Source organism: Bradyrhizobium sp. 1200_D9_N1_1 (assembly GCF_052075915.1).
GTDB lineage: Bacteria > Pseudomonadota > Alphaproteobacteria > Rhizobiales > Xanthobacteraceae > Bradyrhizobium > Bradyrhizobium diazoefficiens.
This window is the reverse complement of sequence record NZ_CP197226.1, coordinates 6,946,885-6,962,600: the sequence shown is the minus strand read 5'-3', so window position 1 is coordinate 6,962,600 and position 15,716 is coordinate 6,946,885. Positions and strand designations below refer to the sequence as shown.

Below are 15,716 nucleotides of genomic sequence, written 5' to 3'. Positions count from 1 at the left end.
GTCGGCATGCACGTCACGCGGGATTTCTCGCACTACGTCCGGACCGCGGGCGAGGGTATCAAGCACATCGATCTCGCGGTCGAGGGGGTTCACTGCGCCGGCTGCATGGCCAAGATCGAGCGCGGATTGTCCGCCATTCCCGACGTCACGCTGGCGCGCGTGAATCTCACCGACCGCCGCGTCGCGCTGGAATGGAAAGCGGGCACGCTCGACCCGGGCCGTTTCATCGACCGGCTCGAAGAGCTCGGCTACAAGGCCTATCCGTTCGAGACCGAGAGCGCGGAAGTGGCCGAGGTCGCCGAATCGCGCTTCCTGCTGCGCTGCCTCGGCGTTGCGGCGTTCGCCACCATGAACGTCATGATGCTGTCGATCCCGGTATGGTCGGGCAACGTCTCGGACATGCTGCCCGAGCAGCGCGACTTCTTCCACTGGCTGTCGGCGCTGATCGCGCTGCCGGCGGCGGCCTATGCCGGCCAGCCGTTCTTCCGCTCCGCTTGGCGCGCGCTGTCGGCCAAGACGACCAACATGGACGTCCCGATCTCGATCGGCGTGATCCTCGCGCTCGGCATGTCCGTGGTCGAAACCATCCACCATGCCGAGCACGCCTATTTCGACGCGGCGATCATGCTGCTGACGTTCCTGCTGGTCGGCCGCTTCCTTGACCAGAACATGCGGCGGCGGACGCGCGCGGTCGCCGGCAATCTCGCCGCGCTGAAGGCGGAGACGGCGGCCAAGTTCGTCGGGCCCGACGAGATTTCACAGGTGCCCGTCGCTGCGATCAGTCCTGGCGACATCGTGCTGCTGCGGCCCGGCGAGCGCTGTGCGGTCGACGGCACGGTGATCGAGGGGCGTTCCGAGATCGACCAGAGCCTGATCACCGGCGAGACGCTCTATGTCACGGCCGAGCAGGGCACGCCGGTCTATGCCGGCTCCATGAACATCTCCGGTACGCTGCGGGTGCGCGTTTCGGCGGCCTCCGAAGCGACGCTGCTCGCCGAGATCGCGCGGCTGCTCGACAACGCGCTCCAGGCGCGCTCGCGCTACATGCGGCTCGCCGACCGCGCCTCGCGGCTCTACGCGCCGGTGGTGCATGCGACCGCGCTCATCACCATTTTGGGCTGGGTCATCGCGGGTGCGTCCTGGCATGATGCGATCGTGACCGGCGTTGCCGTGCTGATCATCACCTGTCCCTGCGCGCTTGGGCTCGCGATTCCGACGGTGCAGACGGTGGCCTCGGGCGCGATGTTCAAGTCCGGCGTGCTGCTCAACTCGGGCGATGCGATCGAGCGGCTGGCGGAAGCCGACCACGTCATCTTCGACAAGACCGGCACGCTGACGCTGCCCGACCTCGAAGTGATGAACGCGGCTGACATTCCCGCCGATATCTTCGAACTCGCCGGCCGCCTCGCGCTGTCGAGCCATCATCCGGTTGCCGCCGCGGTGGCGCAGGCCGCCGGCGCCAGGTCGCCGATCGTCGGCGCGGTCGAGGAGGCCGGGCAGGGTGTGCGCGCAGACGTCGACGGCGCCGAGATCCGCCTTGGCCGTCCGTCCTTCTGCGGCGCCGAGGCGCTGGTCGGCGACGGTACGAGGCTCGATCCCGAAGCCTCCATCGTGGCCTTCAGCAAGGGAGCGGAAAAATTCATCCTTTGGGTGCGTCAGGGCCTGCGTCCGGACGCTCAGGCCGTGATCGCGGCGCTGAAGGCGCGCAACATCGGCATCGAGATCCTCTCCGGCGACCGCGAGCCGGCGGTGAAGGCCGCGGCCCATGCGCTCGCCATTCCGGAATGGCGTGCCGGCGTCACGCCGGCCGACAAGATCGCGCGGATCGAGGAGTTGAAGCGGCGCGGTGCAAGAGTGCTGATGGTCGGCGACGGCATGAACGACGCGCCCTCGCTGGCGGCCGCCCACGTCTCGATGTCGCCGATCTCGGCGGCGCATCTCAGCCAGGCCACCGCCGATCTCGTCTTCCTCGGCCGGCCGCTGGCTCCTGTCGCCGCCGCGATCGATTCCGCGCGCAAGGCGCTGCACCTGATGCGGCAGAACCTCTGGCTTGCCATCGGCTATAACGTCCTCGCGGTGCCGGTTGCGATCAGCGGCGTCGTGACGCCCCTGATTGCCGCTGCCGCCATGAGCGGATCGTCGATCCTGGTCATGCTGAATTCGCTGCGCGCCCGCAGCGACTCGCGGGAGATCGTGTGATGGAAATCCTGGTCATCCTGGTTCCGCTGGCGTTGATGCTCGGAGGCGCCGGTCTCGTCGCCTTCCTCTGGTCGCTCAGGAGCGGCCAGTACGACGATCTCGACGGAGCGGCGTGGCGCGCGATCGCCGACGACGAGCCGCCGCAGGAAGCGCCGGTCAAGCGCTAGCGCTTAAGGGCGAATGTGAGCATGGCCGCGGCCGCGAGGGCCACGCCGACACCGGCGACGCAGGCGTGCCAGCCGAAACTGTCGAACAGTCGCCCGAGCACGGCCGTGCCGATCAGCCCGCCGCAGAAGTAGCAGGCAAGATAGGTTCCGCTGGCGACGCCGCGGTTGTCGGTGGCGGCCTGTCCGACGAAGCCGGTCGCGGCGGCTTGCGCGAAGAATGTTCCGACACCGACCAGAACCATGCCGATGAGCACTTCGCCCAGATGCGGTGCCAGCATCAGCGGCAGGCCCAGTCCGGCGACGGCGAGCGAGCCCCATATTGTCGGCCGCGTCCCGAGCCGCGAGGCCACCCTGCCGGCGAGCAACGTCGTGACGACCGACGGCAGGAAGACGAAATAGACGAGGCCCAGATCCATCATGCCGAGCGACAGCGGCGGCCGGACCAGCACGAAATTGACGAATGTGAAGGTGCCGATGAAGGCGAACAGGATGCAGAAGCCGATGCCGTAGGCGGCGCGCAGCCGCGGATTGCGCCAATGCGCGATCATGGCGACAAGCGGCGGGCCCGCCGGCGTCATGGCATGCATCGGCTGCACGCGCCTGATGGTGAAATAGACCAGCGCCGCGCCGGCGAGGTTGAGCGCCGCGAAGAAATAGAAATTCCAGGCGAGACCGAGGCCGTCGGCGACCGCCGCCGAGATCAGCCGGCCGACGAGGTTGCTGGCGACATTGCCGGTGATGTAGGCGGCAAACGCGCCGCCGGCGTCCATCGCGCTGCATTGCTCGCCGAGATAGGCGAGGGTGAGCGCGAAGGCAGATGCCATGCACGGGCCCTGCGCGATCCGCAAAGCGGTGAAGACGCCAAGATTTGGCGCGATCGCCAGCAGGCTCGTAGGCACCGCCAGCAGCGTGAGGCTGAGCAGGATGCCGGTCCGCCGGTTGATATGCGGGCTGAAGAAGCCGACGACGAGGCTAGCAATCGCCATGCCGAAGGTGCTGGCGTTGACGGCAAAGCCCATCGCCGCCGGCGTGACGCCGTAATGGCGCGCCAGCGAGGGCAGGATCGCCTGCGTCGCGAAGAGATCGACGACGGTCAGGAAGGCGGTGAGGCCGATGACGAGCGAACGAAGCGCAAGGCCCGGGGAATGCGCGTTCATCGTCATCGCGGCCGGTTTGATCGACGCGGAAAGATCGGTCATGGCACGGCTCTCCGTTGATCTGTCATTCCGGGCTGGTGCGGACGGGACCGCAAAGTGCGGCTCGTTGCACCAGACTCGGAATCTCGAGGTTCCCAGGTGCGCAAATTGCGCACCGTAGTTTGATGCTACGCATCGCCCCGGAACGGCGGCCTGTTCAAGCGCGCGTCACATGTGGTGGTCATTAGGGTCCCTGCGGACGTCGCCGACATAGAGAATGACGGTTTCCTTGCCGAGGTTCTTCCACCAGTGCGAGGTGCCTGATACCTCGGGGCGGATGTCGCCGGCCTTGTGCACGATCGGATCGACGCAGTTGGACGCGTACTCGACGATCTCGCCCTGCTGCACGAAGATCAGGGCAGGACGGTCGTCGTGGCTGTGCCAGGGCACGATGCCGCCGGGCTCGATGGTGAGCTTGCGGAAGCGCAGCTCGCGGCCCTCGATATGCGCCGGCTGCTTGCCGAGGTCGATGGCGCCGAGCGTGACGTCGGTGACGCCGACCGGCTTATAGTCGACCATCTGGTGCGCGTTCGGCTTGATCTTGTCGACAGGACATTCGCCCGCGAGCGCCGGCTGCGCCGCAAATGTCAGTGCACCGAGAACGACTGCGCCCGACCAGACCAGGCGCGACAACATGTGCTGCTTGAACATGGGAACTCTCCTCTGTTGGCCGCATCCTCGCTGGTCGCCGGCTATGGCAGGAGCTTCGTCGAGATCGCGTCGATGTTGAAATACCGACTTGCTTTCGATGTGATAGCCCTGCGCTATGTTGATGCGCGGCGGCTATCGAACCGATTGGGCATCGGCATTTCCGCTTCCGGAGTATCCGGCGTCCGATGGCGGGGCGCCCGATTGGCGGGCGTTCACGTCAATCCGGAGGAGCATCTCATGACGAAAGTGTCCAAGACTCTGATTTTTACCGCCGCCTTCGCGGTGATCGCCACCTCGGCCTTCTCGGAAGCCGCCTGGGATTTGAAGGCGGGCATGGCCTATGTCTATGGCGGGCCCGGCAAGATGTTGGCGATGGCCATGGCCCCGGCCGAGAAGAACCACGACGTGATGATGAAGCACGCCAAGAAGGTGCCCGACAACACCGTCTTCTTCATGGACAACGGCACGCTGTACTCCGCGTCCGGCCGGCTCGACCCCACCGGCAATTTCTACGTGAACTGAACCGGCCCTCGCGTAACGGCCGCCCCTTGCGGGCGGCCGAACCAGGAACCTAATATTCGCCCTTCGAACGCCGGAGCGGAAGATGACCTCTCTCTCACCAGCTGACGCCGAGCAGCTCAAGCTTGCCTTCCAGCGCTGCCGCGAGATGGAGGGAACCCTGAACGAGCAGCTCCTCGCGTATGCCGACGCAAGCCGCCAGGTGTTTCCGGCCTATGGCGAGGCGGTCGATCGCCTGGTGGCGCGATTGAACGGGAACGGCGGCGGGGAGAACGCGCCGCGTCCGGGCGATCCGATGCCGCTATTCATGCTGCCGGACGAGACGGGGCGTCTCGTGACGTTGCCCGCGCTGCTGGCGCAAGGCCCCGTCGCGGTGATGTTCTTCCGCGGCCACTGGTGCCCCTATTGCCGGCTCAATGTGCGCGCCGTGGTGCAGGCGCAGGACCGCATCAAGGCAATGGGCGCGCAGATCGTTGCGATCATGCCGGAGACGCAGGAATACACGCGGCAGATCAAGGCCGATTCCAGTGCGCCATTTCCGATCCTGACCGATCTCGACAACGGTTACGCGCTGTCGCTCAATCTCGCGATCTGGCTCGGCGTCGAGATCCAGCGCCTGTTGTCCTATCAGGATATGGCGAAATTCCACGGCAATGACGGCTGGATGCTGCCGATCCCGGCGGTGTTCGTGGTCGGCCGCGACGGTATCGTCAAAGCGCGCTTCGTCGATCCGGATTTCCGCAAGCGCATGGAGATCGACGATCTGATCGAGGCGTTGGAGAGCGCGAGCCGGGAGAACTGAGGCTCGCGTTTTCTTCCCAGCTCCCCTTGTGGGAGAGGGTGGCTCGCCGCATAGCGGCGAGACGGGCGAGGGGTCTCTCTCCTCCAACGCTGAGCTGAGTTTAAGGAGACATACCCCTCATCCGGCGCTTCGCGCCACCTTCTCCCACAAGGGGAGAAGGAAGAAGAGCAGCGATCGTTCTCGCGGCTACCCCGCAATCGACCGCCAGTCCGCACCGCGCAGCATGCGCATCACGGCGTTGGCCACCGCCGTGCGCTGGCGGCCGGCGACGCCATAGAGGCTGACGGTGCGGCGGGCATCGAGGCCGGCAACCGCAGCGCGTTTCAGGCTCTCCGGCACGGGCGAGGTGTGGGGCATCATGGCGATGCCGATATCGGCCTCCACCAGTTCGACCAGGTCGCGTTCGCTCGAAATCTCGTGGCCGTGATCGACATCGATGCCGTGCTCGCGCAGGCTCGCTGCGATGCGCTTGGAATGCTCGCAATAGCTGCGGCCGAGGAATTGTTCCGCGCGCAGGTCGTCCGGCTCGATCGTGTCGTGCTCGGCAAGCCGGTGCTCCCTGCTGACGATGAGATCGAACGCCTCGGTGAACAGCGGCCAGACGTCGAGCCGTTCCCAGGCCTCGTCGATCTCGGCGGCGATGCCGAGCTCGGCCTCGCCCTTCTTCAGGAATTCTGCGACCTCGCGGCTCGTCCCGCGCAGGAAGCGGAATTCGAGCCGGTTGAACTGCCGCCTGATCTCGTTGAGGTGCGGGATGAGCAGCGCCAGGTCGACCGAATGCGTCAGCGCAACGCGGAGCGCGCCGACCTCACCACTTTTGAACGAGGAGGCGAGCGAGCGCGCACCGGCGGCGGCGTCATAGCACTGCTTCAGCAGCGGATGCATGCGCTGGCCCAGCTCGGTCAGTTGCGCCGCCGGCCGTTCGCGGCGAAACAGGTCGCCGCCCAGCTCGGCCTCGAGCTGCTTGATCGCGCGCGTCAGCGAGGGCTGCGTGACGTTGCACTCCTCGGCGGCGCGCGTGAAATTCAAAAGCTGCGCCACCGCGAGGAAATAGCGGACCTGGTGCATTTCCATGGATCGGCTCCCGGCAGGATCGGCCGGAAATCTAACCGATCGGGACAGGGAATGATATCCTGGCCGCCATAGCGCGTGGGTATGGTTTCGGAAGCCAAGCGGCATTTCCAAAAGACCCGGCAATCGCGGAAAATGGCAAGACGTAACAATAGCCTTACGCCTGACGAATGATAACCATAGGCTCGACAGGAGCAAGACATGAACGGCATGCAGGACAACGGGCAACGAAAGAGCATGGACCTGCCGGGTCAGGTCGTTCTCGTGCTGCAGGGCGGCGGCGCGCTTGGCTCCTACCAGGCCGGCGTCTACCAGGCGCTGCACGAGGCCGGCATCGAGCCGGACTGGATCATCGGCACCTCGATCGGCGCCATCAATGCGAGCCTCATCGCGGGCAATGCGCCGGAGCATCGGCTGGCGCGCCTGAAGGAATTCTGGAAGCGGATGGAGCAGAATCCGGTCTGGAACTGGCGCACCGCGTTTCCCGACTTCAACGAGAAGCTCGCCTATTGGTCGACCGTGACCCACGGCATTCCCGGCTTCTTCCGGCCCAACCCGCTGGCGCATGCCGGGGAGTCCTATCCGCTCGGCGCCGATCACGCCGGTTTCTATTCGACCGCGCCGCTGGAGAAGACGCTGAGCGAGCTGGTCGATTTCGACCTCGCCAATCGCTGCGCGCCGCGCCTGACGGTCGGTGCGGCCCATGTCGGCACCAGCGAAATGCGCTATTTCGACAGCCGCGACGGCGAACTGACGGTGAAGCATGTCATGGCCTCGGGCGCATTGCCGCCGGCCTTCCCGGCGGTGCGCATCGACGGCGAACTCTATTGGGACGGGGGCATCCTCTCGAACACGCCGACGGAAGCGGTGTTCGACGACAATCCGCGCAGGGATTCGCTGATCTTCTCCGTGCATCTGTGGAATCCGGTCGGCGCCGAGCCAACCACGATGGCGGAGGTGCTGAACCGGCACAAGGATGTGATGTATTCCAGCCGGATCGCGAGCCAGATCGCCCGCCAGCAGCAGGCCCATCGCCTGCGGCACGTCATCAACCAGCTCGCCGCGCGTCTGCCCGAGAACGAGCGCAGCGATCCCGCGGTGAGGGAGCTGATGAGCTACGGCTGTTCGACCCGCATGCACGTCGTGCGGCTGCTGGCGCCGCAGCTCGACCGCGAGACCCATACCAAGGACATCGACTTCAGCCCGTCAGGCATTACGCGGCGCTGGCATGCGGGCTACGCCCATACGAGGTCCGTGCTCGCACGAAGGCCGTGGATCGGTGAATTCGATCCGCTCGCCGGCGTGGTGCTGCACGAGCATATGGACGAGATGCCGATTGCGGCGGAGTAGGCGCCTTGTCCGTCATTTGTATTGGGCCGTGACGATTTCACGAGCGCGCTGTCTGGGCTATTATCGCGGCGTCTTCGTCGCGAGGCTCGCAATTGGTCGTTGAGAAAGATCTGGAGGCGGCGCTCGATCAGGTCCGCGCTGACGCGGCGGGGCCGGTCCCCGGCGTGTTCGGCCCGTCCTCGGTCACCTGGCGGATCGACCGGGAAGCCGTCATCTTTCTCGGCGCCGGCCGCGCGCTGCTGCTGCAATTGGCTCACCCCTGGGTCGCTGCCGCCATCGCCGAGCACTCCCGGACGTTGGCCGATCCGATCGGCCGCTTTCACCGCACCTTCGACATCGTCTTCGCCATGGTGTTCGGCTCGCTCGACCGTGCCTTGCTGTCGTCGCGGCAACTGCACCGGCGTCACAGCATGATCGTCGGAGAGATGCCCGGGACGGTGGGCCCATTCGCTGCCGGCTCGCGCTACTGCGCCAACGACATCCCGTCTTTGCGCTGGGTTCATGCGACGCTGGTCGAGACGGGGCTGATGGCGCATGATCTGGTTCTGCCGCAGCTCTCCGTGGAGGAGCGCGAGCGCTACTGGACCGAGGGCCGGCTGTTCGGCGCCTTGTTCGGATTGACCGGGGATGATTTGCCGGCGGACTGGTCCGGCTTTGCCGCTTACACCGCAGCGATGGCGCAGTCGGAGACTTTGACCGTCAGCCCGGCCGCGCGCAAGATCGCGACACAAATCTTCACCGGCGCCCGTCCTTGGTTGCGGCCACCGCGCTGGTATCGCGCGCTGACGGCAAGCCTGCTCCCGGAGCGATTGCGTGCAGGCTTCGGGTTCGAACTGGACGAGCGCGATATCAGATCCGCCGACAACGCGATGAAATGGATCAGGCGCGTCTATCCGAAATTGCCGGACAGGCTGCGCTATGTCGGTCCCTACCAGGAAGCGCAGGCGCGGCTGCGAGGAGAGTTGCAGCCGGACTGGATAACCCGTTGCCTCAACCGCGCCTGGATCGGACGGCCGCAGATGGACGTGCGCGGCAAGGGGTGAAGGCCTCAGCTTTTGCACCGTCATCCTGAGGTGCGAGTGGCGCGATGCGAGAGCATCGCGCCGGGAGCCTCGAAGGATGCACGGCCCCACTGCAGCCGGGCCGTCGCCCTTCGAGGCTCGCCGAAGAGGCGAGGACCTCCAGCGACAACGGCTCCGCCGTTGCGCGGGGGGGACGGGGGGGGAGATAGGCGCTCGCAATGACGGAGTATGTGGAAGCGCCGTCGCGCCTCACACCGCTGCCAGCTTCCGGTACAGCGCGCTATAGCTGTCGGCCGAGATGCTCCAGGAGAACGACCGTCCCATGGCGCTGCGGCGCATGGAGTCGAGCTGGTCCTGCGCCATGAAGGCTTCGAAGGCCCGGCGGACGCCGCCGAGGAAGGATTCGTGCGAGGGTCTCGAGAACAGGAAGCCGGTCTCGCCGTCGGTGATGGTCTCGGCCAAGCCGCCGGTCTGGTGCCCGATCGGCAGCGAGCCGAAGCGCTGGGCGTACATCTGGCTGAGGCCGCACGGCTCGAAGCGCGACGGCATCAGGGTGAAGTCGCTGCCGGCGAAGATGCGCCGCGCCTGGGCGTCGTTGAAGCCGATCGCAACGCCGATCGCATCGGGGCGGCGGCGATGTGCGTCGATCAGCGCCTGCTCGAGCGCCGGCTCGCCGGAGCCGGTGACCACGATCTGGCCGCCGGCATCGATGATCTCGTCGGCCGCGGACAGCACGAGATCGATGCCCTTCTGGTGCACGAGCCGCGCGACGATGCCGAACATCGGGCCGCGCGACACCGCCAGCCCGAACTGCTTGCGCACGTAGTCCGCATTGGCCTTCTTGCCGACCCAGTCGCCGGCGCCGAATTGCTGGGCGAGCTGGGCGCAGGAGCGCGGGTCCCAGCTCTCGTCGATGCCGTTGAGGATGCCGGTGAGCTCGGCGGCGTCCGAGCGCAGCCGGAGCAGACCCTCCAGGCCGCAGCCGAACTCGGCCGTGGTGATCTCGCGCGCATAGGTGCCGCTGACGGTGGTGAGATGCGAGGCGTAGACGAGGCCAGCCTTGAGGAAGGAGACCTGGTCGTAGAATTCGAGGCCGTCGATGTGGAAGGCGCTTTCCGGTGCGCCGATCCGCCGCAGCGAGTCCTTCGGGAAGAGGCCCTGATAGGCGAGGTTGTGAATGGTCAGGATCGACGGCAGCTTGGCGCCGCGCCAGGCGAGATAGGCGGGCACGAGCGAGGCCTGCCAGTCGTTGGCATGGATCAGGTCTGCTGCCCAATTCTTGTCCAGCTTGCCCATGGCCAGCTCAGCGGCTGCCGAGGCAAAGCGTGCGAAGCGGATGTCGTTGTCCGGCCAGTCGCGTCCGGACTCGTCGCCATAGGGATTGCCGGGCCGGTCGTAGAGTTGCGAGCATAACAGCACATAGACCGGCAGGCCGTCCTTGGTCGCGGCCCGGCCGAGCGAGCAGGCCGGCAGATCCGCAAACGACGGGCAGCGGCCAACGATCTGAATATGCGTGAGTTGCTCGATGATGTCGCGATAGCCGGGCAACATGATCCGGATATCGGCGAAGGGGCGAAGGGCTCTGGGCAGGGCAGCGGAAACGGCTCCAAGTCCGCCGACGCGGACGAAGTCGTCCATTTCTGTCGTAACGAACAAGACCCTCAAGTACAGTTGCCCCTTGCCGATCCGGTTTGCTGCTATGCAAGAACGGGTCCAGTTGCCCCGCAATTCCCAAGCACGCCTGCGAAACGCCTCCGCTCGGTAAAGACTTTCCTACTCAGCCGCCGCCCTCTAGGGTCGGCGCACCAACAACAGAGAACATTCATTGTTCCTAGGATACGCCGGGAGACGCGGCACGCATGCAGCTAGCAGATAAGCATGAGAGCACGACGACAAAGGCCTTCGCCGGACTCAGGGTGCTGGATTTTTCGACCACCATCGCCGGTCCCCATTGCACGCGGATGCTCGCCGATATGGGCGCCGAGGTCATCAAGATCGAGACCGACGGCGGCGAGACAATGCGGACCCGGCCGCCGCTGCGCAAGGGGTGCAGCACCGTATTCGGCCAGCTCAATGTCGGCAAGAAGAGCGTCGTGCTCGACCTCAAGTCCGAGGACGGCAGGGAGGCGATCCTCCGGCTGGCCGCGACCGCCGACATCCTGGTCGAGAACTTCCGGCCCGGCGTGATGCACCGGCTGCGGCTCGACTACGACAGAATGCGCCCGGTCAATCCAAGGCTGATTTATTGCTCGATCTCGGGCTACGGCCAGAGCGGCCCCTCGGCCGAGCTGCCGGCCTATGCGCCGGTGATCCACGCGGCCTCCGGCTATGACATGGCGCATCTCGCCTACCAGCCCGGCCGTAACCGCCCCGACTATTGCGGCATCTACCATGCCGACGTCGTCACCGGCACCTACGGTTTTGGGGCGATTGCGTCGGCGCTCTATCAGCGCACGGTGACCGGGCTTGGCCAGCACATCGACGTCTCCATGCTGGAGTCGATGCTGACGCTGACTCTGATCGAGTTGCAGAGCTCGCAGTTCGCGGTGAAGCCGCCACCGCGCCCGATGTTCGGGCCGACCGAGACGGCCAATGGCTATGTCATGATCACGGTCGCGAGCGAAAAGACGTTTCAGTGTTTGATGGGCGTGATCGGACGCCCCGACTGGATTTCCGATCCGCGCTTCTCCGCCTACGCTGCGCGCCGCGAGAACTGGGCCGACTTGATGGACGGCGTCGAGGCCTGGTCGCGGCAGCTCTCGACCGAGGCATGCCTCGTCGCACTCGGTGCGGCCGGCGTGCCGGCCTCGGCCTATCGCACCGTCTCCGAGGCGCTGGCCGATCCGCAGCTCGCGCACCGGCAGGCGCTCTCGTCGGTGGAGGATGGGGGCGGCTCGTTCCAGGTTCTCAACCTGCCGTTCCGGATGTCCGGCGCCGATACGACGCCGGCCAGGGCGATGGCCGCGCTCGGCGAGCACACGGGTGCGTTGCGCGACGAGATTGGCCTCGCCGATGACGCGTCAATTCCGTGAGGCAAAACGGCCGCGCAAGGGTGACGGAAGGCTCGGTGCGGCGAGCAATGCGGCCTTGCGCGCGGCCGGCTTGCCACCGTCGGCCGGCGTAAACTAGACAGGTGCGCGTTTGTCTCGCCTCGCCGGCCGTGGCATGGTGGCGCGACAACAAGAAGCATGCGGGAGGACGCCGATGAAGAGTTTCAAGGTCGCCGATTTCAAGGCGCCGCTGCAGGAGTTCGACGAGCCCACGCCGCAGCCGTCGGGCACGCAGGTGCTGATCAAGGTGAAGGCCGCCGGCGTCTGCCACAGCGACCTCCATATCTGGGAAGGCGGTTACGATCTCGGCCATGGCCGCAAGCCGCTGTCGCTGAAGGACCGCGGCATCAATCTGCCGCTGACCATGGGCCACGAGACGGTCGGTGAAATCGTGGCTTTCGGTCCTGACGTGAAGCCGACCGACCAGGGTGATCTCAGGCTCGGCGATGTCGGCCTGGTCTATCCCTGGATCGGCTGCGGCAAGTGCGCGACCTGCCTTGGCGGCGACGAGAACATGTGCCTGACGCCGCGCTCGCTCGGCGTCTATTGCGACGGCGGCTATTCCGATCACATGTTGGTGCCGCATCCGCGCTATCTGCTGAACCTCAAAGGGCTCGATCCCGCGACCACCGCGCCCTATGCCTGCTCGGGCGTCACCACCTACAGTGCGCTGAAGAAGGTCGAGCAGCATTTCGACACGCCGATCGTGATGTTCGGCGCCGGCGGCCTCGGCCTGATGGCGCTGTCGCTGTTGAAAGCGATGGGCGGCAAGGGCGCGATCATGGTCGACATCGACGCCAGGAAGCGCGAGGCGGCGGAGAAGGCCGGCGCGCTTGCGACCGTCGATCCCAAGGCGCCGGACGCGCTGGAGCAGCTTGCCAAGAAAGCGGGCGGGCCGATCCGCGCCGTCATCGACCTCGTCGGCAATGCCGCGACGACGCAGCTCGGCTTCGACTGCCTGACCAAGGGCGGCAAGCTCGTCATCGTCGGCCTGTTCGGCGGTGGCGCGACCTGGGCGCTGCCGCTGATTCCGATCAAGGCGGTGACCATCCAGGGCAGCTATGTCGGCAATCTGCGCGAGACGCAGGAACTGCTCGACCTCGTGCGAACGAAGAACGTGCCGCCGATCCCGGTGACGCGTCAGCCGCTCGCCAAGGCCAACGACGCGCTGGTGCAGTTGCAGCAGGGCGCCGTGGTCGGACGCACGGTGCTGACGCCGTAGTTTCTCTTTACGTCATTCCGGGGCGATGCAAAGCATCGAACCCGGAATCTCGAGATTCCGGGTTCGGTCCTGCGGACCGCCCCGGAATGACGCCCGAAAATGCAGGAACCCCCATGTCCGCAAACAACGCCTTCCACATTGCCGTGCTCGCCGGTGACGGCATCGGCCCTGAAGTCATGGCCCCGGCGATCGAGGTGCTGCGCAAGATCGAACAGAAATCGGATTTGCGCTTCCGCTTCACCGAGGCGCCGGCCGGTGCCAACAATTATCTCGCCACCGGCAAGTCGATGCCCGAGAGAACGATCAAGCTGTGCGAGGAGGCGGATGCGATCCTGCTCGGGGCCTGCGGCCTGCCGTCGGTGCGCTACCCCGACAACACCGAGATCGCGCCGCAGATCGAGCTGCGCTTCATCTTCGATCTCTATGCCGGCGTGCGGCCGGCGCGGCTCATTCCGGGCGTGCCGAGCCCGATCGTCGGCGCCGACACGCGCGGTATCGACCTCGTCGTGATCCGCGAATCCACCGAGGGCCTGTTCGCCTCGATGGGCAAGGGCGTCGTCACCCATGAGGATGCGCGCGAGACCATGGTGATCACGCGCCGGACCTCCGAGCGCCTGTTCGAGTTCTCGTTTCGCCTCGCCGCACGCCGCAAGGCGCGCGGCAAGCCGGGGATGCTGACCTGCGTCGACAAGGCGAACGTGTTCAAGGCCTTTGCCTTCTTCCGCGGCATCTTCGACGAGATTGCCAAGAAGCATCCGGAGGTGAGGACCGACCGGCTCTATGTCGATGCCTGCTCGGCGATGCTGGTGAAGCGTCCCTGGGATTTCGACGTGATGGTGATGGAGAACATGTTCGGCGACATCGTCTCCGACATCACCGCGAGCCTGATCGGCGGTCTCGGCATGGCGCCGTCGGCCGACATCGGCGACAAATACGCCGTGTTCCAGCCTTGCCACGGCACCGCGCCCGATATCATGGGGCAGGGCAAGGCCAATCCGACCGGCATGATCCTGTCGGCCGCGATGATGCTGGACTGGATCGCGGACAAGCACGGCGTCGAGAGCGCGGCAGAAGCCGGCGAGACGATCGAACGTGCGGTGGACCAGGTCTATGCCGGCGGCATCAAGCCGATGGAGTTCGGCGGCAGCAACGGCACGGCCGACATCACGAAGGCGGTGCTGGGGGCGCTGTAGTCAGATGCCAAGAGAAAGGGGCCTCGCGGCCCCTTCGTCGTTCACCAGCGGTGCCAGTGGCGGTGACCCCAGCCCCATGGGCGCGGGCCGCCATAGTACCGGCGCGGGCCACCGTAATAGCCATAGGCGCCATAATAGTTCGGACGCCACCAGCAGCGGCCCCACTGATTACAGACCATTCGGACCTGATCGACGTTGGCGGCCGGACCGCTTGCGACGCGATCGGCCTGCGGAATCCCGTTCGGCATCGCCGCGAGCGCTTGCCCTGACGTCAGCGCAGCGCTGCCGAGCGCGGCCAGACCAAGCACAGCAAACTTGAGTTTCATCGCAATCTCCCTCGTTGGTGGCGGAAGAACTTGCGACGGATCAGTTGGTTGCTATCGCGGTGCAGGAGGCAGAGGAATTTAATCTTCCTGAATGCCGGTTCAGCTTCACCGCCCCGAAAATTGCGGCTTGCGCTTCTCCATGAAGGCCTGCCGGCCCTCGCGAAAATCGGCGGAGTCCATGCAGGCATGGCCGATCGCCTTGATCGCCTCCATGTCGCGACCGCTTTCGTCCTTCAGCACCTGTGCGATGGTGATCTTGGCGGCCTTGATCGCGAGCGGGGCGTTCTGCGAGATCGTCGCGGCGATCGCCATGGTCTCGCCCCAGAGCTGATCGTCCGGGACCACGCGCTCGACGAGGCCAATGCGCAGCGCTTCCGCGGAATCGATCCGCATGCCCGTGTACATCAGCAGCCGCGCCCAGGACGGGCCGACCAGCGACACCAGGTGCCGCAATCCGTCGTAGCCATAGGCGATGCCGAGCCTTGCCGCGGGAATGCCGAACTGGCTGCCAAGCGCAGCGATGCGGATGTCGGCAAGCATCGCGACCTGCATGCCGCCGCCGAGACAAAAGCCCTGGATGCAGGCGATCGTCGGCTTGGGATAGTCGGCGAGCAGCGCGCGCTGGGCGGCGCTGCGTCTGGCGTAATCCTCGGACGCCGCCGCGTTGTGGCGCGTCTTCTCGAACTGGCTGATGTCGGCGCCGGATACGAACGCCTTGCCGCCGGCGCCGCGCAGGATCACGACGCGCACCGCGTCGTCGTCGCGCAAGGCCGTCAGTGCCTCGCCAAATCCCTCCCACATCTCCAGCGACATCGCATTGCGCTTGTCGGGATTGTTGAAGGTGATCACGCCGACGCCATCAGTGGCGTGCTTGAGGATCTTGCCGTCGGCGTAGGAAGTTTCATTGGAAATGTCGGGCATCGCGCGCTCGCTTGTCGTAGGCCGGGC

At 66.0% G+C, this 15,716-nt stretch carries 15 protein-coding genes; 9 read left to right on the top strand and 6 right to left on the bottom strand.

Annotated elements, in window-relative coordinates; all coding sequences use genetic code 11:
* Positions 1-6: 6 nt before the first annotated feature.
* Entirely contained in the window at positions 7-2,199 is a 2,193-nt protein-coding gene (locus AB5K84_RS33280) for a cation-translocating P-type ATPase (RefSeq protein WP_011085554.1), read from the top strand.
* On the top strand, positions 2,199-2,366 hold the full coding sequence (gene ccoS / locus AB5K84_RS33275) for a cbb3-type cytochrome oxidase assembly protein CcoS (RefSeq protein ID WP_008138466.1): 168 nt from the start codon (positions 2,199-2,201) through the stop codon (positions 2,364-2,366). Before AB5K84_RS33280 ends, ccoS begins: the two co-directional genes overlap by 1 nt.
* On the opposite strand, the gene AB5K84_RS33270 is transcribed toward ccoS, so the two are convergent.
* On the bottom strand, positions 2,363-3,565 hold the full coding sequence (locus AB5K84_RS33270; RefSeq protein WP_011085555.1) for an MFS transporter: 1,203 nt from the start codon (positions 3,563-3,565) through the stop codon (positions 2,363-2,365). The genes ccoS and AB5K84_RS33270 overlap by 4 nt on opposite strands.
* Before the next feature lie 165 nt (positions 3,566-3,730).
* A complete protein-coding gene (locus tag AB5K84_RS33265; protein WP_011085556.1) occupies positions 3,731-4,213 on the bottom strand; it encodes a cupin domain-containing protein in 483 nt (160 codons plus the stop codon).
* A gap of 237 nt (positions 4,214-4,450) precedes the next feature.
* On the opposite strand from AB5K84_RS33265, the gene AB5K84_RS33260 reads away from it, so the two are divergent.
* Both AB5K84_RS33260 and AB5K84_RS33255 read left to right on the top strand, forming a co-directional pair.
* Positions 4,451-4,735 (top strand): hypothetical protein, encoded by a 285-nt coding sequence (locus AB5K84_RS33260; RefSeq protein ID WP_038965831.1) that lies wholly within the window; start codon positions 4,451-4,453, stop codon positions 4,733-4,735.
* 82 nt (positions 4,736-4,817) lie between these two features.
* Complete coding sequence (locus AB5K84_RS33255; protein ID WP_011085558.1) at positions 4,818-5,534, top strand: peroxiredoxin-like family protein; 717 nt, start codon at positions 4,818-4,820, stop codon at positions 5,532-5,534.
* A 186-nt stretch (positions 5,535-5,720) separates the two neighbouring features.
* Here the strand turns inward: AB5K84_RS33255 and AB5K84_RS33250 are convergent, their stop codons facing one another.
* The gene (locus AB5K84_RS33250; RefSeq protein ID WP_038965825.1) at positions 5,721-6,608 is read right to left on the bottom strand and encodes a LysR family transcriptional regulator; all 888 of its coding nucleotides are present in this window, start codon (positions 6,606-6,608) and stop codon (positions 5,721-5,723) included.
* Positions 6,609-6,806: 198 nt separating this feature from the next.
* Here AB5K84_RS33250 and AB5K84_RS33245 point away from each other — a divergent pair, with 198 nt between their 5' ends.
* Both AB5K84_RS33245 and AB5K84_RS33240 read left to right on the top strand, forming a co-directional pair.
* Complete coding sequence (locus AB5K84_RS33245) at positions 6,807-7,955, top strand: patatin-like phospholipase family protein (protein WP_011085560.1); 1,149 nt, start codon at positions 6,807-6,809, stop codon at positions 7,953-7,955.
* 92 nt (positions 7,956-8,047) lie between these two features.
* On the top strand, positions 8,048-8,998 hold the full coding sequence (locus AB5K84_RS33240; protein ID WP_038965824.1) for an oxygenase MpaB family protein: 951 nt from the start codon (positions 8,048-8,050) through the stop codon (positions 8,996-8,998).
* Positions 8,999-9,226: 228 nt separating this feature from the next.
* Here the strand turns inward: AB5K84_RS33240 and glgA are convergent, their stop codons facing one another.
* Complete coding sequence (gene glgA / locus AB5K84_RS33235) at positions 9,227-10,642, bottom strand: glycogen synthase GlgA (protein ID WP_038965823.1); 1,416 nt, start codon at positions 10,640-10,642, stop codon at positions 9,227-9,229.
* A gap of 194 nt (positions 10,643-10,836) precedes the next feature.
* Here glgA and AB5K84_RS33230 point away from each other — a divergent pair, with 194 nt between their 5' ends.
* The 3 genes from AB5K84_RS33230 (at position 10,837) to AB5K84_RS33220 (ending at position 14,442) form a co-directional block, all read left to right on the top strand.
* On the top strand, positions 10,837-12,009 hold the full coding sequence (locus tag AB5K84_RS33230; protein ID WP_011085563.1) for a CaiB/BaiF CoA transferase family protein: 1,173 nt from the start codon (positions 10,837-10,839) through the stop codon (positions 12,007-12,009).
* Positions 12,010-12,181: 172 nt separating this feature from the next.
* Complete coding sequence (locus AB5K84_RS33225) at positions 12,182-13,249, top strand: alcohol dehydrogenase (RefSeq protein WP_011085564.1); 1,068 nt, start codon at positions 12,182-12,184, stop codon at positions 13,247-13,249.
* 113 nt (positions 13,250-13,362) lie between these two features.
* A complete protein-coding gene (locus tag AB5K84_RS33220) occupies positions 13,363-14,442 on the top strand; it encodes an isocitrate/isopropylmalate dehydrogenase family protein (RefSeq protein ID WP_038965830.1) in 1,080 nt (359 codons plus the stop codon).
* A 41-nt stretch (positions 14,443-14,483) separates the two neighbouring features.
* On the opposite strand, the gene AB5K84_RS33215 is transcribed toward AB5K84_RS33220, so the two are convergent.
* Together AB5K84_RS33215 and AB5K84_RS33210 are read right to left on the bottom strand one after the other, a co-directional pair.
* Positions 14,484-14,768, bottom strand: a complete 285-nt coding sequence (locus AB5K84_RS33215; RefSeq protein WP_011085566.1) for a hypothetical protein — start codon at positions 14,766-14,768, stop codon at positions 14,484-14,486.
* A 105-nt stretch (positions 14,769-14,873) separates the two neighbouring features.
* Complete coding sequence (locus AB5K84_RS33210) at positions 14,874-15,689, bottom strand: enoyl-CoA hydratase (RefSeq protein ID WP_011085567.1); 816 nt, start codon at positions 15,687-15,689, stop codon at positions 14,874-14,876.
* Positions 15,690-15,716 lie beyond the last annotated feature (27 nt).